This window comes from Paraburkholderia dipogonis (genome assembly GCF_042680985.1).
Classification (GTDB): Bacteria; Pseudomonadota; Gammaproteobacteria; order Burkholderiales; family Burkholderiaceae; genus Paraburkholderia; species Paraburkholderia phytofirmans.
This window is the reverse complement of record NZ_JBHUFR010000038.1, coordinates 1-23819: the sequence shown is the minus strand read 5'-3', so window position 1 is coordinate 23819 and position 23819 is coordinate 1. Positions and strand designations below refer to the sequence as shown.

Sequence of the window (23819 nt, the reverse complement as noted above, 5' to 3'; positions counted from 1 at the left end):
GAGAGCTTGGCCAACACGCGGTAGCACAGACTCTTTCGAGGATACGGCGCGAAGGGAGGGCTGATTTCAGCCTTCGGTTAATTGAGCAATGGCGCTCTTTATTTCGATCTTTCAACCGGTATAGCCCACTCCTTTCCTCGCAGAAAATGCGTCGCCGCCAAGATCGGACATCGAGGCAATAATTCGCCTTGTAGAGTGCGCATGATCTTAATTATCTTGAGCGCGAAGTGCGGCGATTGACTGACCGCTCAACCAGGCACCGATGGAATCACTGAACTTGAGGGGGATACGAGCGTGGAGCCGGATCCCGATCGCCTTGGTGGCCCCGTTGACCTCCCGCTAACGCTCACCGTTGGTGTGCTTGAGCGCATTGGTGCGAACCAGCGTCGCCCCGATTTTCGGTCGTCCGCAAGCGTTGCCTGATGGAGCCGGCGATTGAACCATAGCCCGCACAATACCGGAAACGGTTCGCCGCTTATGGGGGATCGCGACTTAAGCATCCAAAGCGGGGAACGGTATCGACTGAGCCGGTGCGTGCGGCCAGTAGGTCAGACTCGCGCGAGGTTCGTTATGCCGGACGCCAACGTCTTCACTGTTCTGCCGACACTTCTTCCGCGACGATACCAGTCTCGCCGCGTGTTCGTGCCGCCGATTTGATATTCCCATAAATCCGTCGACGAAAGCCCAAATGAGTTCGCGAAAAGGGTTCTTCACATCGCTCAAGATCCATGATGCGTTCTCGCGCCGCTACCCAAACTGGACTGTCGCATTACCGCAATTTTGCTTCCATCAAGGTAAAAGCCCAGGCGCCTATGCACCCGAACTCCTGCCTCACGGGATCACAACAGAGTCTCCGCTCCCTACTCGTGGATCACGGAAATTGTTGTGACGCGAAGACCGTGCGTCCGTTCTGCCTCCTCTATCGACTCATGCCACTGCTGCGCGAATTGGTGAGCCACCGCCTCCAGAACCCGCTCCCCGCCGGGAGAAAGCGGTTCTCCGATCACAGTGACTTCGACATCGCAGGTTTGCGTCTGGGCTGCAGTCAGGCGTACGTGAAATTCACGCAACACCGCTACCGTTACATCGGCTGCGGCTTCGGCAAGCAAATGGCTCAGTCCACAGTCACGGTATTCCGGATCGACAAACACTTACCGAATGTCAAGGTCAGCTTCGGGTGCATCACCGTCACAGTCATACCTCAGGGTCGAGCTTACGGTGCGGAATCCCACGGCTTCATCGACGGAACACAACACAAGACGATGCTTCACCGATGCGGACGCAAATCCGTCATCATCCGGCACGGCGATGACGCTGGCATCAGGCCACGTACCAGACTTTTTCATTAAATCGTACGGCGTCAGAAACTGTCCTTCGAAGGAGGATACTTCGTCGAGCTCCCGCCAGCGCGGAGTTTCTTGCAAAGTGAGCGCATTGTGCCGAGCTCTGTGTTGCCCGGCGCGCGATTCGAAAAGACGGCCCATGTCCACTCCCCGCGCAGATCGCTGATCGCTGCCAAGGGTTTCGACGGGTCGTCTGACACCGGAAACGGGATCGATAGTGCCCCCACGATTCCATCATGCAACGGCGTGTGAATCACGGCAACTTGTGAGCACTTCTCGGCCAACGCGCGCGTCGTCGGGGCAAAGCCCATCGCGTCGAGGTTCATCGCCTTGCTGTGTTTTTTCATTCTAATTCTCCTTTGGAAAACTGCTAGCCATTAGACCAATGCCATCTACCCTGACCAGCACGTGCGTGGAGCAGGCGCTACTCAGAATTCTCGTTTTACCGGTTCCTGCATTGCGTAGACGCCGGGTGGTCCTCCACACAACATCCGCCACGTTCGAACTGGAAGCATTCGTGGTCGATAATGTTTAATTTCGTATCCTAACTAGTCAACACCCACCTGCTTTCGCGCAACGAGCCACGCCTCGATCTCCTGCGCATGCCAGCCGATTGCCCTGGATCCCAACCGAACCTGACGGGGAAACGAGCCGAGCTTCATCCACTGATAGATGCTCGTTTTTCCCACGCCCACGATCTGCATCACGTCGCGCAACCGCAGAATTTTGTTCGTCATTTCCGTCATCTCCTCATCAAATCGTTAGTCCGAGCCCCGTACACCGCTACTCGAGCACCGATCCTCCAAATCCAGCCAGAAAATCCCGCGGCACTACTCCCGCTGGAAGCGAAAGGGCATCCAAGTCATCCGCCGTCGTGCGAACTTCTTCGGCCTGCACCGCCGCCACCCGCGTCACCTCAGCCGGCATCCGTTCGCTTCGCACGCCGCGCAGCGCTTCCTGCGCGTATCGTCGAAGCAGTGCGGCGCGTGCGCGTGAGTTGCATTCCCCTCCGAGCGCGGCGTAGAGGTGCGGAAACTCCTCCTCGCGGATCGCCAGCCGGATGTCAAAATGCGACGAGTCCACGCTGGGGGGCGGCGCGAGCGGCACGCGCGACCGCCCGGCGCCAGAATCCGGCAGGCCCCCACCTGCCGCGCGCGCGCCTTCTTCGGCCAGGCGCTTGAGCCATCCGGCGCGCGCCCGCGGCTCGGCAAAGGCGGCGAGTTCCCCGGCGAGCGCGGCGTAGACCGGGCTGCGGATCACAACCGTGAGTATCAGCGGCGGTTTCATCGCGTCGCCAGCGCCTGCTGCTCGCCATAGAGCAGGAACCCTATCGCATTGGTGAAGCGGGCCTGCTGCAGTTCGACCACACGATTTTTCTGAAACACGGTCGCGATCGCGTCACGGTATAGAGGCGCGCCGCCGCCGGTCAAAACAATCGTCAGATCGTCGGCGCTACGAACCCGGGCGCGCATCGCGCGTACGGTCTCGAGCGCGGGCGCTTTTCCACACTCGAGATAGCGGCTGATGTCGAGGGGCTGGCCAAACGCCAGGAGCGGAGTCCCCTTTCGAAGCGCCAGGTCGATCGCATCGAGACCCTCGAACGGTTCCCCGAGCTCGGCCGACAGGCCTTCAGCCAGTGCGCGATAAATGTGGCTCGCACCACCCGGTCGACCGCCGCTGCGACTGAAGTCGATCGCGAGCCCCTGAGCGACACCGACAATCCAGTCACTGGTGTAATGGCCGATGTCCATCAGACAGATGGTCGTTCCCACAAGCGAGGCATCGCCTTGGGCGAGCACCATGAGCAACGAACCGACGCCTTGGGGAACCACGTGCACGCGGTCCACAATCACCGAGCGGCTGCCAAACGTCAGCGTGCCGCGGAATTGTTTCTGCAGGGACTCGGCGTAGCGCGCGAAGGTCATCATCGGCAGACCGAGCACGAGCGTCGAGACACGGGTGACATCAAGACGGGCGAACGCCGCACCCACCAGGGCCCGATACTCGGGCCGTCCGGCGAAATCGTTTGCTTCGTTCCGCTCGCCCATTGCTTTCCCGACGGACGAATTCTCGTCGACGTCGACGTCGAACAGTTGCCCGTCGACGGCGATCGTCTGGATCAAACTGCTCGCCTGCGCACGACGCACAGACGTCGCAAGCGCCGAGTCAATGTGCGGCAGGGCGACGGAGCGGAACGACCCTGACCGTATGCGGCCGCTGCCATCGCGATAGGACCACTTCATGAAACCATGTCCCGGGTCAAGCCCGAGTTCAGAAAGATACATCGCACCCTCCGATCTGTAAGTCAAACAATGCCCGGTCACGGCTGGCCGAACCGCACCCACCCCGCAACCGGCACCTCGCTCGCGCCCGTCCCCGGGCGTAGGCGCATCTACGAAGAAGAACAACGAAAAGGAAACTGCAAACATCACAACCCACAAACTGCTAAGCACAACGAGAGAGATCACCACCACACGGGGCGGACGGTCGCCCGCAGGCGACCTGGGACGCGCGATTAGGAGCGCAAAAGCTGGTGCAATTTCACGAGCGCTACGATGACTCGGCGCAATGGGTCGATTTCTGGGAGCGCGCGCATGGCGCGGTGGCGCAACAGTGATGAGCGCGCCCGGTGTCGGGCGGCCGTTGCCATTGATGGACGCTGGAGCGCGTTACGATACGTGGATTGCGGAAACGAAAAAGCCCGCGACCGCTAATGCGGCCCGGGCTTTCTGCGGGCGGTCTCGACGCTGGCGCGTCAGACGACTTTACCGATGAACCTGTCCGGGTAATTCATGGCCCGGACAAGGCTGCTCATTCATAAATATTCACTTCGTGCCTGGATGGCGTGGAAAAATTCCGTATGCAACTCCAGGGTGAAACTCTGCCGATCGAACGGCTGCACCTACTATACGCTACCCCATCGAACGCGCGCAACTGTTTGTTGAACTTCCTGCATCGTCTTTTTTAAATCAATCACACGACGTTCGAGCCCCTCGATTGTGCTAGACGTAAGCATACCGAAACGAACGGCAGCGAACGTCACTGGCCGTTGTCATCGGAAGCGTCGGATACCCAAGTAATCAGTTTTTTCCTGGTGCGCGCCTTCGCTCTCAGTTCTAGGACGTGCTCAATTCGCGCATGCCCCAGCAGCAACTCAGCCCTCGATGTAACGCCGGCGGAGTTCGATGCGTACACGTCGAGGAACCACGCGAGTTCCGCTCGCCGCAACGCAGGAATCAAATCGGGCCGACCGTCCCGCTGCATCTGCTGGCTGGCGTCTCGGGCCGCCTGTCGAACGGCTGTGCTCAATGACACGCGATCCTGCCTTTCGCCGTCACGGTTCGCCGGGTCGGCGACTGCCATCACGCGTATTGTCTGCAGCGTGTTTTCGGGGAGAAAGCGTGCGACCAACTCAGCAAGCTCGGCGCGAATCTGGGTTTCTTGCGTCCGCGCCAGCCACGGGCACTCCCGATCGATCAGCCCTTCCCCATTCGCCCAGCGCCAGATTTGCCTCAGCCTTCGGATGAGCGTTTCTACCTTGACTGGACCAACGCCCGGGAACGCTCGAAAGGTTTGACAATCTGTTTCGCTGAGCTCGTCGACCATTGGATCACCAAGATCACGCAGGCGTTGCATAAGGAGTCCGACTTCTTTGCTGAAAAGGCGGCGCTTCTTGTTTCCGGCAGGTCGATGTCGCTCGGAAAACTCATCGATCAGCCAGCTCACCCGGAGCGGGTTAGGCACAACAATCGAGGCACGTCGCACGTCCAGCCACCGTGTGTAAGCCCGTTGCCAGTCAGTGCCTAACGAGACCTCCCGACCACTCTTTGGATCACAAATGGCGAACCGACGTTCTTTGGCGCCCCCCTTCCGAACGGTCATCCCAGGAGGATGAAACGGAAACATATCCACAGTTTTCCTAACGAGGCTGGTAGTACGCAAAAATCGGGCGAAAGTGGCCAAGTTCCCGACTGACGAGTTGGATCGCTGCCATGAACTCATAGCCGAGGGCCATCAGCTCGCGCACCCGACGCTGGGCATAGGCGTGGCGCAGGCCGTGTGCCCCGGTGGACGCGCCAAGGGCGCGCTGGCTCGCGTCAGAAAAACTTTGGCTAAACGCCTGCCCGCCAGCGATGTCGTAATAGGACTCGTAGTGCACCCCGCGATCCACAACGATCACCGGCTCGGGACGCCGTCGCTTCTCCAGTTCCTCGGCCAGACAGCGTGCGAGCGCGATCGGCCGCCGCAATCCTCCCTTGCCCGTCACGATCATCACGACCACGTCGTGCCGCCCCAAAAACATGGTCGCGGGCCAGTTGCAATGCGCAGAGGGCGTCTGTTCATCGGCGCGGCGCAGCGCGAAAAGCTCAATCGCGCGCAACCCCGCATCATTCGCGATGAGCGTCGACAGCGCGTTGTGCTCACGCTGCCGCGCGGCGATCGCGGTTACTTCGTCCCAGCGCGTGGCGCGTCCCTGTCGCACTGTCTCGATGAGGCTGGCGACCGGTGACAGCTTCATGGACAGCAACCGGCCAAGAGCGATGCGCGTCGCGTCGAGGTTCGATTGTTCGTGCAGCTCTGCGTAATCCTGAAGAAACTCAACTACTTCAACGCGAAGATAAGGGCCGTCGAGTGCGAGACCATTCTCCTCGCGCCACTCGAGGAAACGCCGCTCGGCCTGCCCAGTGACGCGCTCGGTTCCCACCGAGGTAATGACGACACGGCGGTCTTGCTTCAACGTCGATTTCGGCACGCCATGCAAGGCGATCGACTTGCGAATTTCGCTTAGCGTGTTCGACTTGGTCATTCTTGATAGCGCTCCATACCGTCGACGATGCCCCACACCACCATCCGCCGTTGCAGGGTGGAGACTGCAAAGCGGCGTCCGGACTTGCGCTCAACCAGGCGCGCCAAACGCGCGTAAGTGTAAGCAGTTCGATCGTGGGCGTGCGCCCGCCGCTTAATGAATTGTTCAGCAATGCTGCGGTAAGGCTCAAGCGCCGACCCGCGCCATCGTCGTCGTGACGGGACGACATCCCGCTCTGGGACCACGAGCGTGGCGAGAACGGGAGTCGCCATCGGCGACGCCGCCTTGTAGCGATCCTGCAATTGAAGGATCAGCGCTGAAACAGTCGAACTAGGCATCGGGACTCCTTGTGCGCGACACGTGAATCAGAAGATGCGGGTATGGCGAATGAAGCACGGGTAAGACGGATGAAGCGCGCGGCCGGTCGAATAGCCACGTGGCGATACGAGCAACCAAGAAAGTTTCTGAGCGCCATGACGACGCGGTGTCGAACCGCGGCGGTGCAAACGGAGGGGGTCGTACGGCGCCGTCATGGCGTGAAGCCACAGTCCGACGCGCGGCGTCCGGATTTGCGATGAAATGAATTTCTGAGAGGAGTCGCGGGCATGCGTACGCATGCCGCGTGGCGACGCGTACGCCTACCCGGTGCGGTGCTCGGCCAGCTGACCGGCGCCGGGTCAGCAAGCAGTATCGCTCGCGCCTTACGCGCCGCTGTGCAGGACATCTCGCGCTGTATCGCGCGACTTTTCAGGGGGATGCTGCCGAGTGAACGGCTCGGCAGGATTCTTCCATCCCTCACATACCGTGTCAATGGCAAGATACGCGCGTCTCACGCGCGCCTTCGGAGCCGGCCCGCGTCACCGGTGGCCAGGACGATCACCACTCAACGGAAAAGCCGCACCCAAGATGGAGTCGCCAGCGCCGTTGCAGCGCCCGCGATTTCGGGTAAATTTTGGGTAAAACACGCCGCAAATGAAAAAGGGCTACAGACCGAAATCTGTAACCCCTTGATCTATTTGGTCGGGGCGAGAGGATTTGAACCTCCGACCACCTGCACCCCATGCAGGTACGCTACCAGGCTGCGCTACGCCCCGAACAGCACAAAATTATAACAGACACTTTATTCGATTAGAACCGCCTTCTGCCAACAAAGGCGACTAGTGCCCCAACAAATCGATTACGTGCAGCAATTCTTTACGCAACTGCTCGACGTCCACCGCCGCCACTGCTGTGGTTGCCGCCGGCACCACGGCGCCCTCGCCTTCATCGACCACATCGCCCGGCGCACCGTGCGACCCGCCGCCATGTGAATCGAGCCGGTTGCGCGCGCCGTTGATCGTGAAACCCTGCTCATACAACAACTCACGAATCCGCCGGATCAACAGCACCTCGTGATGCTGGTAGTAGCGACGATTGCCGCGCCGCTTGACCGGCCTCAACTGCGTGAACTCCTGTTCCCAGTAGCGCAAGACATGCGGTTTCACGCCGCATAGTTCGCTGACCTCACCAATCGTGAAGTAGCGCTTCGCCGGAATCGGAGGCAAGACGACTTTTTCGATCGTCGCTGTCATCGTCAGTTAGCCGTCGTGGTGGGTTGCGCAGGAACGCGCCAGTCGGTTAGCGCGTGAAACTCGCTTCAGCGCCGTTCTCAACCAGTGCTTTCAGCTTTTGACTTGCATGGAACGTCACAACGCGGCGCGCGGCAATCGGAATCGCCTCGCCAGTCTTCGGGTTTCTGCCGGGACGCTGGGGTTTGTCGCGCAACTGGAAGTTGCCGAACCCCGACAGCTTCACGCTGTCGCCACTCTCCAGCGCGTCGCGGATCACCTCGAAAAACGCTTCGACCATGTCTTTCGCTTCCCGCTTGTTGAGTCCGACATTGTCGAACAGCAACTCAGCAAGTTCCGCCTTGGTAAGCGTCGGCGTTTCAGTGGAAACGACGGCGGGTGATGTCGGAATTTCGCGAATCATGGCGCTACGTTGCGCCGTAAGAAGGGCTTCGAAATCACTCGAGTTCATTTCATTCATATCTATCAAATGGCGCGCCAAGCAGAAAACAATGGATGCGGAAACAGCCGTGCAATTGTTAAATGCGGGTTATCCGCGCAACCGTGCGCCATATACTCGAGCCAGACGTTCCACCAGAGTTTGAATAGCCAGATCGACCGTTTCATCCTGAAGGGTTCCGCCAGTATCTTGCAAGGTCACACGGAACGCAAGGCTTTTCTCGTGAGCGCCCAGGCCACCGGAAGTGTTTGATTTTGGACGGAATTCGTCGAAAAGCGCAACCTTCTGAACGGTCTTGCAAGCGGGTTCGGACTGGGCCTTGTGAAGCTCGTCCAGCAGTGCCTGGACTTCGATTTTCTGATCGACGACCACCGCAATATCACGACGCACCGGCTGAAATTTAGACACTTCAGACGGAATGGGCAATACGCGCTGCATTAATGCTTCGGCTTCGATTTCAAACAGAATCGGCGCATGCGGTAAATCATATTTTTGCATCCAGCGCGGATGCAATTCGCCAATCCAGCCAACTGCGCGGCCATTCAGTTCGATACGCGCGCTGCGTCCCGGATGCAACGCCGGATGTTCCGCTTTAACGAAGCGCGCGACCGCCGGCGCCAGCACAGCCTCCAGGTCGCCCTTCACGTCGAAATAGTCGACCGTGCGCGTCGCCGCGCCCCACTGCTCTTCGAGCGCGGGACCGTACGCGAGGCCGCCGATCATCTTGGGCTGCGCGAAACCTTCGACCGTCAGCTCGCCGGCCTTGATCGACGGATCGTGCAGGAACACGCGGCCGGCCTCGAACACGCGCACGCGATCCGCCGCGCGGCGGTTCAGGTTCGTACGCAGCACGTGGATCAGGCTGCCGAACAGCGTGGTGCGCATCACCGACAACTGGCTTGCGATCGGATTCAGCAGACGTACCGGCTTGTCGTTGCCGGCGAAGTCCTGCTCCCACTCCGCATCGACGAAACTGAAGTTCACCGTTTCCGCGTAGTCGCGCGCGGCGAGCGCGTGACGCAGCACGTGGATCGAGCGCTGCGTTTCGTTGGTCGCGCGCATTTCGCTGGTCGCGACCGGCGGACGCGCCGGAATTTTCTCGAAGCCATAGATGCGTGCGACTTCTTCGATCAGGTCTTCTTCGATTTCGATATCGAAGCGATACGACGGCGGCATCACTGAGAACGTGTCTTCACTGCGCTCGAACGACAGGCCGAGGCGCGTGAAAATTTGCGCGATTTCGTCGGCGTCGATCTTGATGCCGATGATGCGATTCGCACGCGAAACACGCATCTTCACAGGCTCGCGCTTCGGCACGTTGACGATCTGATCGTCGACCGGACCGGCTTCGCCGCCGCAGATGTCGAGGATCAGTTGCGTGATGCGTTCGATATGTTCGACGGTGCTCGCGTAGTCGACGCCGCGCTCGAAGCGATGGCCGGCGTCGGTCGAGAAGTTGTACTTGCGCGAGCGGCCGCGGATGCTGTCGGGCCACCAGAAGGCGGCTTCAAGATAGATGTTGGTCGTGTCGAGCGTGACGGCCGTGCTGTCGCCGCCCATGATGCCGGCGAGACTTTCGATGTGCTGCTCGTCGGCGATCACGCCGACGGTTTCATCGAGCTCGACGGTGTTGCCGTTCAACAGCTTGAGTGTCTCGCCCTTACGGCCCCAGCGAACGTCCATGCCGCCGTGGATCTTGTCCAGATCGAACACGTGCGACGGACGACCCAACTCGAGCATCACGTAGTTCGAGATATCGACGAGCGCGGAGATGCTGCGCTGACCCGAACGCTCCAGACGCTCGACCATCCAATGCGGTGACTTGGCGCGTGCATTCACGCCACGGATCACGCGGCCCGAGAAACGGCCGCACAGATCTGGAGCCGAGATTTTGACGGGCAGCGTCTCGTTGAGTTTGACTTCGACCGGCTTGATTTCCAGCGGACGCAACGGCGCGCCGGTAATTGCCGAGGTCTCGCGCGCCACGCCGAATACCGACAGACAGTCTGCCTTGTTCGGCGTCAGCTTGATTTCGAAAACCGTGTCGTCGAGATTGAGCGTTTCGCGAATATCCTGGCCGATCGGCGTATCTTCCGGCAGGATCATCAGGCCGCTATGATCTTCGGAGAGCTTCAGTTCGCGTGCCGAGCACAGCATGCCCTGGCTTTCCACGCCGCGCAGCTTCGAGAGCTTGATCGCGAACGGCGCGCCGCCTTCCTCGGCGGGCGGCAGTTGCGCGCCGACCAGCGCGACCGGCACCTTGATGCCCGGCGCCACATTCGGCGCACCGCACACGATGTTCAACGTCGCGCCCGTGCCGGCGTCGACCTGACACACGTTGAGCTTGTCCGCGTCCGGGTGCTTGACGACTTCCAGCACCTGGCCGACAACGATCTTCGAGGTCGGCGGCGCGGCCGGCCGCAGGTCTTCGACTTCGAGACCCGCCATCGTCAACGCGTGCGACAGTTCATCGGTCGTCAGTTGCGGATCGACAAAGGTTCTCAGCCAGGATTCCGGGAATTGCATGGTTCTGTGTACGTTCTGATCAGGTTAGGTCCACGTCCGGCAATGCTTTGACTCGGCGCGATGTTCACGCGAGCGAATCATCGGACACTGCCGGGGACGCTGTGGCGGCATGTACTGCAGGCCTTGCCGCACTCTATGCTCGTCGCGTTCGACCGCGCCGGTTCAGGCGAATTGACGCAGGAAACGCAGGTCGTTTTCGAAGAACAGACGCAGGTCTTGCACGCCATAACGCAACATGGTGAGCCGCTCGAGGCCGCTGCCGAAAGCAAAGCCGATGTAACGCTCCGGGTCGAGGCCCATGTTGCGGATCACCGTGGGGTGAACCTGGCCCGAGCCCGAAATTTCGAGCCATTTGCCGGCGTTCTTGCCCGTTTCGAACAGCATATCGATCTCGGCCGACGGTTCGGTGAACGGAAAATACGACGGACGGAAGCGCACGAGAATGTCGTCGCGCTCGAAGAACTTCTTGAGGAAGTCGGTGTAGACGCCCTTTAGATCCGCGAAGCTGATGTTCTCGTCGATCCACAGGCCTTCGACCTGGTTGAACATCGGCGAATGCGTCGCGTCGCTGTCCACGCGATACGTGCGGCCCGGCACGATCACCTTGATAGGCGGCGTGTTGGTGCGCGCGTAGCGAACCTGCATCGGGCTGGTATGCGTGCGCAGCAGCAGTTGGCGGCCGTCGGCATCTTTGCCGTCGACGTAAAAGGTGTCCTGCATGGAACGCGCCGGATGATTTTCCGGGCTGTTCAGCGAGGTGAAGTTGTACCAGTCGGTTTCGATTTCGGGGCCGTCGGCCACGTCGAATCCGATCGTGCGGAAAATCTGTTCGACGCGCTCCCACGTGCGCATCACCGGGTGCAGACTGCCTGCGCCGGTGCCGCGACCCGGCAGCGTCACGTCGATGGCTTCGGCGGCGAGGCGCTGATTCAGCAGCACGTCGGCCAGCGCCTGACGGCGCGCCGTCAGCGCGGCTTCCACTTGTTGCTTGACGAGGTTGATCCGTGCGCCTTCGGACTTGCGCGTTTCGGGATCGAGTTTGCCGAGGCCCTTCAATAGCTCGGTCAGCGCACCCGATTTGCCGAGAAAGCGTGCTTTCTCGTTCTCGAGGGTGGTGACGTCGGAGGCTTCTGCGAAGGCTTTTTGCGCGTCGGCGACAATCTGGTCCAGATCCATTGATCCCATCATTTCAACGTCAGTGTTCAATCGAAGCAAAACTGGTTCTACCAACAAAAACGGGGCTCGGTGAGGAGCCCCGTTTTTGCTGCAGCGTCACCGAGACTACCGGATGTTCGCTGCAACGAACCACGCAGTGTTAATTGCCAGAAGCGCAATCAGGCTGCAACGGCGGCTTTCACCTGCTGAACGATCGCAGCAAAAGCAGCCTTGTCGAACACAGCCATGTCGGCCAGCACCTTGCGGTCGAGTTCGATCGAAGCCTTCTTCAGGCCGTTGATGAACACGCTGTACGTCATGTCGTGCTGACGCACCGCCGCGTTGATACGCGTGATCCACAATGCACGGAACACACGCTTCTTGTTGCGGCGATCGCGGTAGGCGTACTGGCCTGCACGCATGACCGCCTGCTTGGCGATGCGATAGACGTTATTGCGACGGCCGCGGTAACCCTTGGCCAGCTTGATGATCTTCTTGTGACGGGCCCGTGCGGTAACCCCACGTTTTACTCGAGGCATGTCTTGCTCCTATGAGTGTCGGTTAAGGGTTAAGCGAACGGCAGCATTGCGCGCACGGAGTTCATATCTGCATCATGAACTGCCGTCGAACCGCGCAAATGGCGTTTGTTCTTGGTGGTCTTCTTGGTAAGAATGTGGCGCTTGAAGGCTTGACCGCGCTTGACGGTACCGCCCGGACGCACCACGAAGCGCTTTGCAGCACTCTTCTTGGTCTTCATCTTCGGCATGACAACTCCATTATTTGATGGATATGGGTGTGCAGTCGGCCATTGGCCATTACCCGCCCTTCGAAACCCACTCCACTTGGTATGCAGACCGCCTGAACTACCGGCAGCCGCTTTTCGGGAAACGACGCGCATTGTACACACGTCGCTCCGAAACCTGCTGACACCGCACCGGACACCCGGCGCCGCGCCGTTCAATCTTTTCACAAACAGAACGCACGCCACACGGCGCGCCGCTGCTCTGATTGCTTACTTCTTTTTCTTCGGAGCGAGCACCATGATCATCTGGCGCCCTTCCATTTTCGGCATCTGCTCGACCTGACCGACTTCGTCGAGGTCCGTGCGCAGGCGCTCGAGCATGCGCATACCGATTTCCTGGTGAGCCATTTCGCGGCCACGGAAACGCAACGTGATTTTCGTCTTGTCGCCGTCGTCGAGGAAGCGGATGAGGTTGCGCAGCTTGACGTTGTAGTCGCCGTCGTCCGTACCCGGGCGGAATTTGACTTCCTTGACCTGGACGATCTTCTGCTTCAGCTTGGCCTCGTGTTGCTTCTTCGCTTCCGAGTACTTGAACTTGCCGTAGTCCATCAAGCGGCAAACCGGCGGAACCGCTTGCGGAGCGATTTCGACCAGATCCACGTCTTGCTGTTCCGACATGCGGAACGCATCAGCGAGTTTCACGATGCCAAGCGGTTCGTTCTCGACGCCGACCAGACGCACCTCGGGTGCCGTAATTTCACCGTTGATGCGGTGCGCAGACTTATCAGTAGCGATGTTACGTTTCCTCTAAAAATTAAAAAAACGAGCCGAGCTGCCAATGGCTCAATTGAACGACTGCACATCCTGGCGCAGACGCTCAATGAAAGTGTCGGGAGGCATCACACCCAGATCGACACCACCACGGGCACGCACGGCTACCGTTTGGGCTTCACGCTCTTTGTCGCCGACCACAAGCAGGTACGGCACCTTTTCCAGCGTGTGCTCGCGTATTTTATAGCTAATCTTCTCGTTGCGCAAATCGGCCTCTACTCTAACCCCTTGTTTTTGCAACGATTGGGCTAAAGATTGTGCATATTCGGCCTGACTTTCCGCGATATTCATCACCACGACCTGCATCGGCGCGAGCCATGCGGGCATTGCACCGGCATGGTGCTCGATCAGAATGCCGAGGAAACGCTCCATTGATCCGACGATTGCCCTATGCAACATGATCGGACGGCGGCGGCTGTTGTCTTCGGCGACGTATTCAGCGCCCAGACGCTCCGGCAGCACCATATCGAGTTGCAGCGTGCCGCATTGCCACGACCGGCCAAGCGCGTCCTTGATGTGGTACTCGACCTTCGGGCCGTAGAACGCGCCCTCGCCCGGCAACTCCTCCCATGTCACACCGCAGGCCGTCAGCGCCTCGCGCAGGCCCTGCTCCGCGCGATCCCACGTTTCGTCCGTACCGGCGCGCGCGTCCGGGCGCAGCGACAGCTTGATCTCGACATTATCGAAGCCGAAGTCTTTGTAGACGCTCATCGCCAGCGTGTTGAACGCGATCGATTCGCTGATGAACTGGTCTTCGGTACAGAAAATGTGCGCGTCGTCCTGCACGAAACCGCGCACGCGCATCAGGCCGTGCAACGCACCCGACGATTCATTGCGGTGGCACGAGCCGAATTCCGCGTAACGCAGCGGCAGATCGCGATACGAGCGCAAACCGTGGTTGAACACCTGCACGTGACCGGGGCAGTTCATCGGCTTGATCGCGTAGTCGCGCTTTTCCGATTCCGTCGTGAACATATTTTCACGATAGTTCTGCCAGTGGCCCGACGCTTCCCAGAGCGAGCGGTCCATGATCATCGGCGTCTTGATTTCGAGGTAGCCCGCGTCGTTCACGCGACGGCGCATGTACTGCTCGACCTGCTGCCACAGCGTCCAGCCACGCGGATGCCAGAACACCATGCCCGGCGATTCGTCCTGCATGTGAAACAGATCGAGTTGCTTGCCGAGCTTGCGGTGATCGCGCTTCTCCGCCTCTTCGAGCATGTGCAGATACGCTTCCTGGTCTTCCTTCTTCGTCCAGGCCGTACCGTAGATGCGCTGCAGCTGTTCGTTCTTCGAATCGCCGCGCCAGTACGCGCCCGCGACCTTCATCAGCTTGAAGACTTTCAGCTTGCCGGTGGACGGCACGTGCGGGCCGCGGCACAGATCGGTGAAGCCGCCGTGCGAGTACAGCTTGATGTCGTCGGTAGCGGGAATCGATTCGATGATCTCGGCCTTGTACTTTTCGCCGATGCTCTTGAAGTAGTCCACCGCTTCGTCGCGCGACACCACGCGGCGCGAAACCGGCTCGTCTTTCTTCGCGAGCTCCTGCATGCGCTTTTCGATCTTCTCGAGATCTTCAGGCGTGAAGGGACGGTTGTACGCGAAGTCGTAGTAGAAACCGTTGTCGATGACCGGGCCGATCGTGACCTGCGCTTCCGGATACAGATCCTTCACCGCGTACGCGAGCAAGTGCGCCGTGGAGTGGCGGATGATATCGAGACCGTCTGCGTCTTTCTCGGTGACAATGGCCAAGGCTACATCGTGATCGATCAGCGCGGACGTATCGACCAGTTCACCGTCGATCTTGCCGCCGAGCGCGGCTTTCGCGAGGCCGGGACCGATCGAGGCGGCCACTTCGGCGACGGTCACCGGATGCTCGTACTGTCGAACAGAACCGTCAGGCAGACGTATCGAAACCATTGCGTTCTCCGTGGTGCCGACCGGCGGCGGCACATACAACCAGGTCAAAAAAACAAAAAAAAATGCGGCCCCGCTTTCGAGGGGCCGCATTCACATTTCCTGCTAACTACAGTGGCGAAAGTGGTCCTCGACTAGCGTCGCTCCGAAGTAGTTTCGGTCAACGTTCGCGGTGTCATAACCGTATTCGCCTTTTGCGCCAAATGCGCTTACTGCAGCTTGCGAAACCCCGGCAAAACCGGGATTTCTCTTTCGTTGGTAGGCTCGATTGGACTCGAACCAACGACCCCCACCATGTCAAGGTGGTGCTCTAACCAGCTGAGCTACGAGCCTGAAGAAACGAGATTATATGGAGCGCCACACTGCTTGGCAAGTACTTTTATGCACCGACTTTAAATTTCTACTCACGCGCTCATGCATGGCTCTAGCAGATACCTCGACTGGCCATGCGTGCGCCGCACACTCATCAACTCTTGCGTGAAGCGCGCACAACGCCCGTGACTTCGCCGAGCAGCGTACACGCGCGCTGAATCTGCGCCGCGCTCGACACCTCGACAGTAAATTGCATGAACGCAGCGTTACGCCGCGTCTGCGTTTTCACACCGATCACGTTCATCTTTTCGCGCGCGAACACTTCGGAAATATCGCGCAGCAGGCCCTGCCGATCCGTTGCATCGATCGAGAGATCGACCGGATAGACCGACTGGCCATGGCCGCTCATCACCTCCGCCGACCACGCCGTTTGCAACACGCGCTCGGGCGCCCGGTCTGCCATGCGCAGAAACGTCGGGCAATCGCTGCGGTGAATGGACATGCCTTTGCCGCGCGTAACAAAGCCGCAAATATCGTCGGGCGGCGCGGGCCGGCAGCAACGCGCGAGTTGTGTGAGCAACGCATCGACGCCGACCACCAGCACGCCCGTGGACGCTCCACGCGCCACGCTCGCGCCGCTGCTACGCTTCTCGAACTGCTCCGGCGCTTCGACCACCGGTTCGGGCGGCGGCGCATCGTGCAGCGCCTGCTCGACGAGCCGCAAACTGAATTCTTCCTTGCCCACCACTGAGAACAGATCGTCGGTGGTCTTGAAACCGAGCTTGGCTGCGAGCTGATCCAGATTGACCGACGTTTTGCCCTCGCGTTGCAAGGTCTTTTCGACCATCGCGCGGCCGCTCGCGATATGTTCCTGCAGTTCGACCGCATTGAACCACGCGCGCACCTTCTGCCGCGCTCGCGGACTTTGCAGATAGCCGAGTTGCGGGTTGAGCCAGTCGCGCGACGGGCCGCCCTCCTTCACCGCGACGATCTCCACCGTCTGACCGTTTTGCAATGGCGTATTCAACGGCACCATCGCGCCGTCGACGCGCGCGCCGCGGCAACGGTGCCCCAACTCGCTATGCAAGTGATACGCGAAATCGACAGGCGTGGCGCCGTGCGGCAACGGAATCACCCGCGCCTGCGGCGTCAGCACATAAATGTGGTCGTCGTCGAGCGTGGCCTGGCGCAATTGTTCCCACGGCTGCGACGCGCGCTTCTCACCGTGCTCGCCCTCGGAGACTTCGTCTTTCCACGCGAGCAATTGACGCAGCCACGCGATCTTCTCGTCGTACTTCTCGTTGGCGGCGAACTGGCCGCCGTAGCCGCGTGTGCCGGCTTCCTTGTAACGCCAATGCGCGGCCACGCCGTATTCGGCGAACTGATGCATTTCCTGCGTGCGGATCTGCACTTCGAACGCGCGGCCGTCGTCGCCGATCACCACCGTGTGCAGCGACTTGTAGCCATTCGGCTTCGGTCGCGAGATATAGTCGTCGAACTCTTTCGGCACCGGTTGCCACAGGTTGTGCACGATGCCGAGCACCGTGTAGCAATCCTTGATGTCCGGCACGATCACGCGAAACGCCCGCACGTCGTAGAGCTCGGCGAAATCCAGCTCCTTGCCGCGCATCTTGCGCCAGATGCTGTAGATGTGTTTCGGCCTACCGCTCACTTCCGCGCGAATATGCGCCGCGGCCAATTCCTTTTGCAGGCGTTCGATAGCCTGCGCGACATAGCTCTCGCGCTCGACGCGTTTCTCGTCGAGCAACTTGGCGATGCGCTTATACGTGACCGGCTCTTCGAAGCGTAACGCGAGATCCTCGAGTTCCCACTTCAATTGCCAGATGCCCAGACGATTGGCGAGCGGCGCATAGATATCGAGCGTCTCGCGCGCCACGTCCGGTGAAGGCGTAATTTTCGCCGCCGCGTAGTAACGCAGCGACTGCAGTCGCGACGCGAGCCGGATCAGCACCACCCGAATATCCTGCGCGAAGGCGAGCAGCATCTTGCGCAGCGCCTCGACCTGCGCGCGGCGCGCGGCTTGCGCGTCGCGCCCGGCTTCGGGCATGGCATTCTGTGCGGCACGCAAGCTCACAGTGCCGAGACGCAGCAACTTGCGCACGTCGCCGACCAGTTGCGCGACTTCTTCGCCGAAGTTGTCGGCGATCACGCGCTCCGGGTCCTGCAGATGCGGCGTCAATGCAAACAACGCCGCCGCCAGCACCGCCGGCGGATCGACGTTGAGCTTGCGCATGATCGACGCCGTACCCGCCGCGTGATCCGCCAGCATTTCGCCCGACGACAGCCGCACCTCGCCCGCATGTTCGCGCACGAACGCCATCGCTTCATCGAATGAAGGCAGGGGGTGCGGCGCGTTCGTAACGGTTTCGGTATTCATGGTGCGACGGCCCACCGAGCCAGACGATTCAACGGAATTTCAACTACAAGCGCCCTGCTTAGTCGCGCTGCGCGGCGACCACGCAAATTTCTACCAGGCACTTCGGATTGGCGAGCTTTGCTTCGACCGTAGCGCGCGGCGGCGTGGCGCCTTGCGCGACCCACTCGTCCCACACCGCGTTCATGCCGGCGAAATGCACCATGTCCGAGATGTAGATCTGCACCGACAGCAAGTGCGACTTGTCGCTGTTCACTTCGCCCAGCAGACGGTCGATGTGGCCGAGCACTTCGCGCGTCTGACCCGTGATGTCCTGATCCGCGTCTTCAGCGATCTGGCCCGCGAGGTACACGGTGCCGTTGTGCACGGCGATTTCCGAGAGGCGCTTGCCGACGTGGTGACGAATGACTGCCATGGCGAATCCTGATTTGGTTTGAAAATTGATCGGAGATGCGTTCCGCATCGCGCCCCACTGAGGACGCCGCGCGGAACTGCATATTATGACGCGTCGGCGGCCGGTCCGATAAAGAACTGCCGCGCGATGTCGATCTGCTCGGCCGACAGAAACGCCGGCGCGTGTCCGACACCGGCAATTTCCGCGCTCGACACCGCGCGCCCGGTCTCGACCATCTTCGCGACGGTTTCACGCGAAAGCAGATCGGACAACTCGCCCCGCACCACCAGCACCGGCCCCTGGAACGAAGCCAGCGAATGCCACAGCGCGGCCTCGCCGAGTTTGGATGCTTCCTCGGTGATCGCGGTGAAGGGCTGCGCGATCCGCGGGTCGTAACGGAACAGCCACTTGCCGTCCTGTTCGTGCAGAAGCGGCGTGTTGATCTCGCGCCACTCGTCCGGCGTGAGCGGGCCAAAAGTCTGAGCGAGCAGGGCTGCGTAGCCGATACCTTGCTGCAGCGTTTCAAACTGCACGGGCTTGCCGAGATAATCGCCGATGCGTTGCACCGCAGCTGGCTCCAGATGCGGGCCGACATCGTTCAGCAACATCTTGCGGATCGGCGTTTCGGGCAAGCCGGCGAGTCCAAGCCCGATCAGGCCGCCCATCGACGTGCCGAACCAGTCGACCGTCTCGACATTCAGGCGCGCGATCAGCGTGACCATGTCGGCAACGTATTGCGGCACCGTATAGAAGTTGGGGTTGGCAAGCCACGATGACAAGCCCCGCCCCGCGACATCCGGGCACACCACGCGGTAAGTGCCGGCGAATTCCTCCGCGAGACGGTCGAAGTCGCGCCCTGAACGGGTCAAGCCATGCACGCACAACAGCACGCGCGGATTGGCCGGGTCGCCCCACTCGGTGTAGGCAATGCGATGCAAGCCCCCGGCGCTCGCGCACTGCACGTAGCGTTGACGCGGCGCGAGCCGCCCTGCGGTGGAAGCGGACATGATTTCGGTCATCTGGGTTCCTTGCAAAAGCGCTGCGGGATCGGCCTGGGTAAAGCAGGGACCGTCGTGCGTTCAATCTTCAAACGATTGTAAACCGCTTTGCCGCGCGGCAAGAGTCGGCCAGATGGCATAGGACGGCTCCGAAAGGACGTCTTATGCAGAAAAGAAAGCGGGCGAGACTCACGCCTCGCCCGCCTTGGAACTGCCTCGCGGCCGCCTGCCGCTCACACCAGCCGCATCTGGCCGCACAGCGGCCTCATACCACCTCGAACCGCTTCAGATGGCCTCGCCGCACGCCATTCAGCTAACCGCGCTCACATCGAGCGGCGCGCCTGTCTTCGCCTTGATTTCCTCGACGCTCACGCCCGGCGCCAGTTCGGTCACCTTGAGCCCGTTATCCGTGACTTCGATCACGCCGAGATCGGTGATGATCTGGTCGACCACGCCTACGCCCGTGAGCGGCAGCGTGCATTCTTCGAGGATCTTGTGCTGGTCGCCCTTCGCGACGTGCTCCATCAGCACGACCACGCGCTTGACGCCCGCGACCAGATCCATCGCGCCGCCCATGCCCTTGATCATCTTGCCCGGAATCATCCAGTTGGCCAGATCGCCCTTCTTGCTGATCTGCATGGCGCCGAGAATCGCCAGATTGATGTGGCCGCCGCGAATCATCGCGAACGAATCCGCCGACGAAAAAATCGACGAGCCCGGCAGCGTGGTCACCGTCTGCTTGCCGGCGTTGATCAGGTCGGCGTCGACTTCCTCTTCGGTCGGCGACGGGCCGATGCCGAGCAGGCCGTTTTCCGACTGCAACCACACTTCGACGCCGGGCGGCACGTGATTGGCGACCAGCGTCGGCAGGCCGATGCCGAGGTTCACATAAAAACCGTCCTGCAATTCCTTCGCCGCGCGTGCGGCCATTTCGTCACGAGTCCATGCCATGATCAGTCTCCTTTCGCGCGGACAATGCGTTGTTCAATGCGTTTTTCCGGATTCGCATTGAGCACAATGCGCTGCACGAAAATGCCAGGCGTATGGATCGCGTCCGGATCGAGCTCGCCCGTTTCGACAATCTCTTCGACTTCCGCAACGGTAATCTTGCCGGCCATCGCGCACATCGGGTTGAAGTTGCGCGCGGTGCGGCGGTAGATCAGATTGCCCGATTTGTCGGCCTTCCACGCCTTCACCAAAGCGACGTCTGCCGTCAGCGAATGTTCGAGCACGTAGTGGTTTTCGCCGAACTGGCGGGTTTCCTTGCCTTCGGCGATCAGCGTGCCGTAGCCGGTATTGGTGAAGAACGCCGGAATGCCCGAACCGCCCGCGCGCAGCTTTTCGGCGAGCGTGCCCTGCGGCGTGAATTCGAGCTCGAGTTCGCCGGCCAGATACTGGCGTTCGAATTCCTTGTTCTCGCCGACGTACGACGAGATCATCTTCTTGACCTGGCGCGTTTCGAGCAGCAGACCAAGGCCGAAACCATCGACGCCCGCATTGTTGCTGATGCAGGTGATGCCCTGCACCTTCGAATCGCGCAGTGCGCCGATCAGCGCCTCCGGAATGCCGCACAGCCCGAAACCGCCGACGGCGAACGTCTGCCCGTCCTTGACGATGTCTTTCAGCGCCTCGGCGGCGCCTGGATAGACCTTGTTCATCAGTATGTCCCTTCCTTTATGGAAACCCGAATTCGGATCGTTGCGGCTGGTATGACGTTGCGCGGGCCCGAGCCCGACACGTCATTCTAGTCATCCCCGGCGGGCTGTGCGCCCAGGTTTCCCTGCGCGCAGTGCGAAGCCCGCCGCGGACGGCTTCGCCGCGTTGTCATGTGCCCGAAAGAGTACGCTGGGCGCGCCATGCGGCACAATACGCAAAAATACATAAGTACTCGCCGCCAATTCATGCCCGCACTGGATTATCAAACCGCGTTCCACCTCGCTCCGATCGGACTCGTGCTGTCGCGCGAACGGACTATCGAAGACTGCAATGACGAGCTCGCGTCGATATTCGGCTGCACGCGCGAGTCGCTGCTCGGCCAGTCGTTCCAGGTGCTGTATCCGTCGACGGACGAATTCGAGCGGATCGGCGCGCGGATTCCGCCGATCATGACCGCGCACGGCAGCTACGCGGACGACCGCATCATGAAGCGGGCCAACGGCGAATTATTCTGGTGCCACGTGACAGGCCGCGCGCAGGAACGCGCCGACCCGCATGCGGCGGGCGTCTGGACTTTCGAGGATTTGAGCGCGACGCGGCGCGTGGCGGTCGAACTGACGCCGCGCGAACGCGAAATCGCCGCGCAGCTGGTAACGGGCAAAACCAGCAAGCAAATCGGCCGGGTGCTGGATATCAGCCCGCGGACCGTCGATGTCTATCGGGCGCGGCTGATGCGCAAATACGATACGGGGAACGCGACGGAGTTGTTGCAGCGCCTGCTCGGGCATTGAAGCAACGGGCGCGTGTGTCGGGATGCTGGTTCGCGCGACGCTGAGTCGCGCCTTTGGCAATCACCTCAGACGCGGGCGGCAATGCGCGGCGGCGTAAGTGAACGCCGCCGGTTCGCCACGAAAGTCGGCTGAGAGTTGTCTAAAGGTCGCCTATTACGCCACCTTGACCAGCGCGGCCCGCTCGATGGTTTCGCGCAGCGAGTCCGGCACCGGCACCGACTTGCCAGCCGCGTAATCGATCCAGACACAGCGCGCGGCGCCGCGTGCATAAACCGTATTCGGATCGTCCGCGCGCACCAGCTCGAAACCCGTGTCGAAGCTGCTGCGGCCGGGCGTGGCGACCGTCATCCGGCCGATCACGTCGCCGGGATAATGCAGTTGCTTGAGAAACTCCATCGACGCATTGACGATCACCGGTCCCTGCCCGTCGGCGTTGTTACCGGCGAGGCCCAGCTGTTCGAACCAGGAAATCCGCACCTGCTCCATGTAGCGGAAATAGACCGTGTTGTTCACATGGCCGAAGGCGTCCATGTCGCCCCAGCGGATCGGCATCTGCATCTCGAAAACTGCGTGAAAATCGCTCATCGTACTTCTTTATCGGGTTGAAATCAGGTTGAAGCCGGCGCGTGGACCGGCGTAGAGACAGACAGCAACATAGCGCGCGCCCTCAGGCGACGCAAAGGCCCGAGCGCGTAAAACAGTTTCTTCGAACGGACGCCAATCCGGGCCCTCGCGACCTGAAAACGCGAGCGCTGGCTGCGCCGTCTTGCGTTCAGGAGAGCCCGAAGCCGTCGTCGGCGGCAATCACCGAGCCGTTGATGAACTGCGATTCGTCCGCCGCCAGCAGCAGCAGGAGCCCGTCCAGATCGTCCGGTTTGCCGACGCGGTGACGCGGCAGCATCGACACGAGCTTCTGCCCTTGCTCCGTCGACCAGTGATGATGGTTGATCTCCGTGTCTATGTAGCCGGGACAGATCGCGTTCACGTTGATGCCGTGCTTGCCCCACTCGAGCGCCATGGCTTTCGTCATATGCACGACAGCCGCCTTGCTGATCGAATACAGGCCGATTTGCGGCAGCACGCGCAAGCCCGCCATCGACGCGATATTGATGATGCGGTACGACGGTTTCTGCGCGCTGTTGCCGCGCATGATCATGCGCTTGGCGACTTCCTGGGCGACGAAGAACGCACCGCGCGTGTTCGTATCGAACACGTATTCGAAGTCCGCGGGCGTGACCTCCGACAGCTTCTGCGTGGTCGACACGCCCGAATTGTTCACCAGAATGTCGATCGTGCCGGCCTCGGTTTCCGCATGGGCGACCGCCGATTTGATGCTTTGGTAATCGGTCACGTCGAGCGAAACGACGTGCGCCGCGCCGCCGGAGGCCTCGATTTCGGCGCGTAGCTCCTTCAGGCGCTCGGTGCGCCGGCTCGCCAGCACGACCTTGGCGCCCGCCTGCGACAACACTTGAGCAAAGCGCTTTCCCAACCCGCTCGAGGCGCCGGTAATCAGCGCGACCTTGCCTTCCAGATTGATCGAACGGCCCATTGTCGTTCCTTGTTCGGTTGTTGTTACGGCTGCGGTTGATGGGTGCGGTAAGCCCGCCACTACGGGTCATACCGTATCACGAAAATAGAACGCTCGTGCTAATCTCTGCTCATCTGGTTGCAGTGCGGGTGTGCATCGCCCACAATACGAACCCGAAAAAAGCATTCTAACGGTAAGAGGAGCATCAATGACCCCCGCAAGTCTCATTGAGCAATACGGTCCACGCGAGTCGATGGAATACGACGTCGTGATCGTCGGCGGCGGCCCGGCTGGCCTGTCCGCGGCGATCCGCCTGAAGCAGCTGGCTGCTGAGAAAAGCGTCGAGATTGGCGTGTGCGTACTGGAAAAAGGCTCGGAGATCGGGGCTCATATCCTGTCGGGCGCGGTGATGGATCC

General features: G+C 60.7%; 25 protein-coding genes and 2 tRNA genes. 3 read left to right on the top strand and 24 right to left on the bottom strand.

Translation table 11 applies throughout. The features are described from left to right. Positions 1-929: 929 nt before the first annotated feature. On the top strand, positions 930-1349 hold the full coding sequence (locus ACFSNN_RS37630) for a hypothetical protein (RefSeq protein ID WP_377779218.1): 420 nt from the start codon (positions 930-932) through the stop codon (positions 1347-1349). 11 nt (positions 1350-1360) lie between these two features. On the opposite strand, the gene ACFSNN_RS37625 is transcribed toward ACFSNN_RS37630, so the two are convergent. The 22 genes from ACFSNN_RS37625 to ACFSNN_RS37520 all read right to left on the bottom strand — a co-directional run bounded on the left by ACFSNN_RS37625 (position 1361) and on the right by ACFSNN_RS37520 (position 21085). After that, on the bottom strand, positions 1361-1690 hold the full coding sequence (locus ACFSNN_RS37625; RefSeq protein ID WP_134458448.1) for a hypothetical protein: 330 nt from the start codon (positions 1688-1690) through the stop codon (positions 1361-1363). A 201-nt stretch (positions 1691-1891) separates the two neighbouring features. Beyond that, positions 1892-2080 (bottom strand): helix-turn-helix transcriptional regulator, encoded by a 189-nt coding sequence (locus ACFSNN_RS37620; RefSeq protein ID WP_134458446.1) that lies wholly within the window; start codon positions 2078-2080, stop codon positions 1892-1894. 46 nt (positions 2081-2126) lie between these two features. Further along, entirely contained in the window at positions 2127-2630 is a 504-nt protein-coding gene (locus ACFSNN_RS37615; RefSeq protein WP_134458444.1) for a hypothetical protein, read from the bottom strand. Beyond that, complete coding sequence (locus ACFSNN_RS37610; RefSeq protein WP_279631145.1) at positions 2627-3628, bottom strand: ParM/StbA family protein; 1002 nt, start codon at positions 3626-3628, stop codon at positions 2627-2629. Before ACFSNN_RS37610 ends, ACFSNN_RS37615 begins: the two co-directional genes overlap by 4 nt. 754 nt (positions 3629-4382) lie before the next feature. Continuing rightward, positions 4383-5069, bottom strand: coding sequence for a hypothetical protein (locus tag ACFSNN_RS37605; RefSeq protein ID WP_134458440.1), 687 nt, complete (start codon positions 5067-5069; stop codon positions 4383-4385). Positions 5070-5262: 193 nt separating this feature from the next. Then, entirely contained in the window at positions 5263-6150 is an 888-nt protein-coding gene (locus ACFSNN_RS37600) for a site-specific integrase (protein WP_134458438.1), read from the bottom strand. Next, positions 6147-6488 carry a hypothetical protein gene (locus tag ACFSNN_RS37595; RefSeq protein WP_134458436.1) on the bottom strand — a complete coding sequence of 114 codons (342 nt, stop codon included), beginning with the start codon at positions 6486-6488 and terminating at the stop codon, positions 6147-6149. Before ACFSNN_RS37595 ends, ACFSNN_RS37600 begins: the two co-directional genes overlap by 4 nt. 679 nt (positions 6489-7167) lie before the next feature. Continuing rightward, positions 7168-7244 (bottom strand) — tRNA-Pro (locus ACFSNN_RS37590). Between the two features lie 63 nt (positions 7245-7307). After that, positions 7308-7721, bottom strand: a complete 414-nt coding sequence (locus ACFSNN_RS37585; RefSeq protein ID WP_134458434.1) for a MerR family transcriptional regulator — start codon at positions 7719-7721, stop codon at positions 7308-7310. Positions 7722-7767: 46 nt separating this feature from the next. Next, the gene (locus ACFSNN_RS37580; RefSeq protein WP_012433735.1) at positions 7768-8178 is read right to left on the bottom strand and encodes an integration host factor subunit alpha; all 411 of its coding nucleotides are present in this window, start codon (positions 8176-8178) and stop codon (positions 7768-7770) included. 69 nt (positions 8179-8247) lie between these two features. Continuing rightward, positions 8248-10683, bottom strand: coding sequence for a phenylalanine--tRNA ligase subunit beta (pheT, locus tag ACFSNN_RS37575; protein ID WP_134458432.1), 2436 nt, complete (start codon positions 10681-10683; stop codon positions 8248-8250). A 162-nt stretch (positions 10684-10845) separates the two neighbouring features. Next, entirely contained in the window at positions 10846-11859 is a 1014-nt protein-coding gene (gene pheS, locus ACFSNN_RS37570; protein WP_166799281.1) for a phenylalanine--tRNA ligase subunit alpha, read from the bottom strand. Between the two features lie 158 nt (positions 11860-12017). Beyond that, on the bottom strand, positions 12018-12377 hold the full coding sequence (gene rplT / locus ACFSNN_RS37565; protein WP_006052502.1) for a 50S ribosomal protein L20: 360 nt from the start codon (positions 12375-12377) through the stop codon (positions 12018-12020). Between the two features lie 29 nt (positions 12378-12406). After that, positions 12407-12604, bottom strand: a complete 198-nt coding sequence (gene rpmI, locus ACFSNN_RS37560) for a 50S ribosomal protein L35 (protein ID WP_012433738.1) — start codon at positions 12602-12604, stop codon at positions 12407-12409. A 246-nt stretch (positions 12605-12850) separates the two neighbouring features. Then, positions 12851-13375 (bottom strand): translation initiation factor IF-3, encoded by a 525-nt coding sequence (infC, locus tag ACFSNN_RS37555; protein WP_074263967.1) that lies wholly within the window; start codon positions 13373-13375, stop codon positions 12851-12853. Positions 13376-13423: 48 nt separating this feature from the next. After that, positions 13424-15331: a threonine--tRNA ligase gene (thrS, locus tag ACFSNN_RS37550; protein ID WP_012433740.1), complete on the bottom strand. Its 1908-nt coding sequence runs from the start codon at positions 15329-15331 to the stop codon at positions 13424-13426. 253 nt (positions 15332-15584) lie between these two features. Further along, positions 15585-15661, bottom strand: a tRNA-Val gene (locus tag ACFSNN_RS37545). A gap of 133 nt (positions 15662-15794) precedes the next feature. Next, positions 15795-18038 (bottom strand): RelA/SpoT family protein, encoded by a 2244-nt coding sequence (locus ACFSNN_RS37540; RefSeq protein WP_134458430.1) that lies wholly within the window; start codon positions 18036-18038, stop codon positions 15795-15797. 58 nt (positions 18039-18096) lie between these two features. Continuing rightward, positions 18097-18450: a RidA family protein gene (locus ACFSNN_RS37535; protein WP_134458428.1), complete on the bottom strand. Its 354-nt coding sequence runs from the start codon at positions 18448-18450 to the stop codon at positions 18097-18099. 83 nt (positions 18451-18533) lie between these two features. Next, positions 18534-19448 carry an alpha/beta fold hydrolase gene (locus ACFSNN_RS37530; RefSeq protein WP_134458426.1) on the bottom strand — a complete coding sequence of 305 codons (915 nt, stop codon included), beginning with the start codon at positions 19446-19448 and terminating at the stop codon, positions 18534-18536. Positions 19449-19736: 288 nt separating this feature from the next. Continuing rightward, positions 19737-20378 carry a CoA transferase subunit B gene (locus ACFSNN_RS37525; RefSeq protein WP_012433744.1) on the bottom strand — a complete coding sequence of 214 codons (642 nt, stop codon included), beginning with the start codon at positions 20376-20378 and terminating at the stop codon, positions 19737-19739. Positions 20379-20380: 2 nt separating this feature from the next. Continuing rightward, on the bottom strand, positions 20381-21085 hold the full coding sequence (locus ACFSNN_RS37520) for a CoA transferase subunit A (RefSeq protein ID WP_106309570.1): 705 nt from the start codon (positions 21083-21085) through the stop codon (positions 20381-20383). Positions 21086-21328: 243 nt separating this feature from the next. Here ACFSNN_RS37520 and ACFSNN_RS37515 point away from each other — a divergent pair, with 243 nt between their 5' ends. Continuing rightward, the gene (locus ACFSNN_RS37515) at positions 21329-21874 is read left to right on the top strand and encodes a LuxR C-terminal-related transcriptional regulator (protein ID WP_106309572.1); all 546 of its coding nucleotides are present in this window, start codon (positions 21329-21331) and stop codon (positions 21872-21874) included. A 153-nt stretch (positions 21875-22027) separates the two neighbouring features. On the opposite strand, the gene ACFSNN_RS37510 is transcribed toward ACFSNN_RS37515, so the two are convergent. Next, positions 22028-22459, bottom strand: a complete 432-nt coding sequence (locus ACFSNN_RS37510) for an acyl-CoA thioesterase (RefSeq protein ID WP_134458424.1) — start codon at positions 22457-22459, stop codon at positions 22028-22030. 187 nt (positions 22460-22646) lie between these two features. Beyond that, positions 22647-23423: an SDR family oxidoreductase gene (locus tag ACFSNN_RS37505; protein ID WP_134458422.1), complete on the bottom strand. Its 777-nt coding sequence runs from the start codon at positions 23421-23423 to the stop codon at positions 22647-22649. 187 nt (positions 23424-23610) lie between these two features. On the opposite strand from ACFSNN_RS37505, the gene ACFSNN_RS37500 reads away from it, so the two are divergent. Further along, the coding region (locus ACFSNN_RS37500) for an NAD(P)-binding protein (RefSeq protein WP_377779217.1) at positions 23611-23819 on the top strand (209 nt) is incomplete at its 3' end.

Excerpts from the sequence above, each read along its gene's own strand:
- ACFSNN_RS37630 (WP_377779218.1), top strand. The coding sequence starts at position 930 with ATGCCACTGCTGCGCGAATTGGTGAGCCACCGCCTCCAGAACCCGCTC.
- ACFSNN_RS37625 (WP_134458448.1), bottom strand. The coding sequence starts at position 1,690 with ATGAAAAAACACAGCAAGGCGATGAACCTCGACGCGATGGGCTTTGCC.
- ACFSNN_RS37620 (WP_134458446.1), bottom strand. The coding sequence starts at position 2,080 with ATGACGAACAAAATTCTGCGGTTGCGCGACGTGATGCAGATCGTGGGC.
- ACFSNN_RS37615 (WP_134458444.1), bottom strand. The coding sequence starts at position 2,630 with ATGAAACCGCCGCTGATACTCACGGTTGTGATCCGCAGCCCGGTCTAC.
- ACFSNN_RS37610 (WP_279631145.1), bottom strand. The coding sequence starts at position 3,628 with ATGTATCTTTCTGAACTCGGGCTTGACCCGGGACATGGTTTCATGAAG.
- ACFSNN_RS37600 (WP_134458438.1), bottom strand. The coding sequence starts at position 6,150 with ATGACCAAGTCGAACACGCTAAGCGAAATTCGCAAGTCGATCGCCTTG.
- ACFSNN_RS37595 (WP_134458436.1), bottom strand. The coding sequence starts at position 6,488 with ATGCCTAGTTCGACTGTTTCAGCGCTGATCCTTCAATTGCAGGATCGC.
- ACFSNN_RS37585 (WP_134458434.1), bottom strand. The coding sequence starts at position 7,721 with ATGACAGCGACGATCGAAAAAGTCGTCTTGCCTCCGATTCCGGCGAAG.
- ACFSNN_RS37580 (WP_012433735.1), bottom strand. The coding sequence starts at position 8,178 with ATGAATGAAATGAACTCGAGTGATTTCGAAGCCCTTCTTACGGCGCAA.
- pheT (WP_134458432.1), bottom strand. The coding sequence starts at position 10,683 with ATGCAATTCCCGGAATCCTGGCTGAGAACCTTTGTCGATCCGCAACTG.
- pheS (WP_166799281.1), bottom strand. The coding sequence starts at position 11,859 with ATGGATCTGGACCAGATTGTCGCCGACGCGCAAAAAGCCTTCGCAGAA.
- rplT (WP_006052502.1), bottom strand. The coding sequence starts at position 12,377 with ATGCCTCGAGTAAAACGTGGGGTTACCGCACGGGCCCGTCACAAGAAG.
- rpmI (WP_012433738.1), bottom strand. The coding sequence starts at position 12,604 with ATGCCGAAGATGAAGACCAAGAAGAGTGCTGCAAAGCGCTTCGTGGTG.
- thrS (WP_012433740.1), bottom strand. The coding sequence starts at position 15,331 with ATGGTTTCGATACGTCTGCCTGACGGTTCTGTTCGACAGTACGAGCAT.
- ACFSNN_RS37540 (WP_134458430.1), bottom strand. The coding sequence starts at position 18,038 with ATGAATACCGAAACCGTTACGAACGCGCCGCACCCCCTGCCTTCATTC.
- ACFSNN_RS37535 (WP_134458428.1), bottom strand. The coding sequence starts at position 18,450 with ATGGCAGTCATTCGTCACCACGTCGGCAAGCGCCTCTCGGAAATCGCC.
- ACFSNN_RS37530 (WP_134458426.1), bottom strand. The coding sequence starts at position 19,448 with ATGACCGAAATCATGTCCGCTTCCACCGCAGGGCGGCTCGCGCCGCGT.
- ACFSNN_RS37525 (WP_012433744.1), bottom strand. The coding sequence starts at position 20,378 with ATGGCATGGACTCGTGACGAAATGGCCGCACGCGCGGCGAAGGAATTG.
- ACFSNN_RS37520 (WP_106309570.1), bottom strand. The coding sequence starts at position 21,085 with ATGAACAAGGTCTATCCAGGCGCCGCCGAGGCGCTGAAAGACATCGTC.
- ACFSNN_RS37515 (WP_106309572.1), top strand. The coding sequence starts at position 21,329 with ATGCCCGCACTGGATTATCAAACCGCGTTCCACCTCGCTCCGATCGGA.
- ACFSNN_RS37510 (WP_134458424.1), bottom strand. The coding sequence starts at position 22,459 with ATGAGCGATTTTCACGCAGTTTTCGAGATGCAGATGCCGATCCGCTGG.
- ACFSNN_RS37505 (WP_134458422.1), bottom strand. The coding sequence starts at position 23,423 with ATGGGCCGTTCGATCAATCTGGAAGGCAAGGTCGCGCTGATTACCGGC.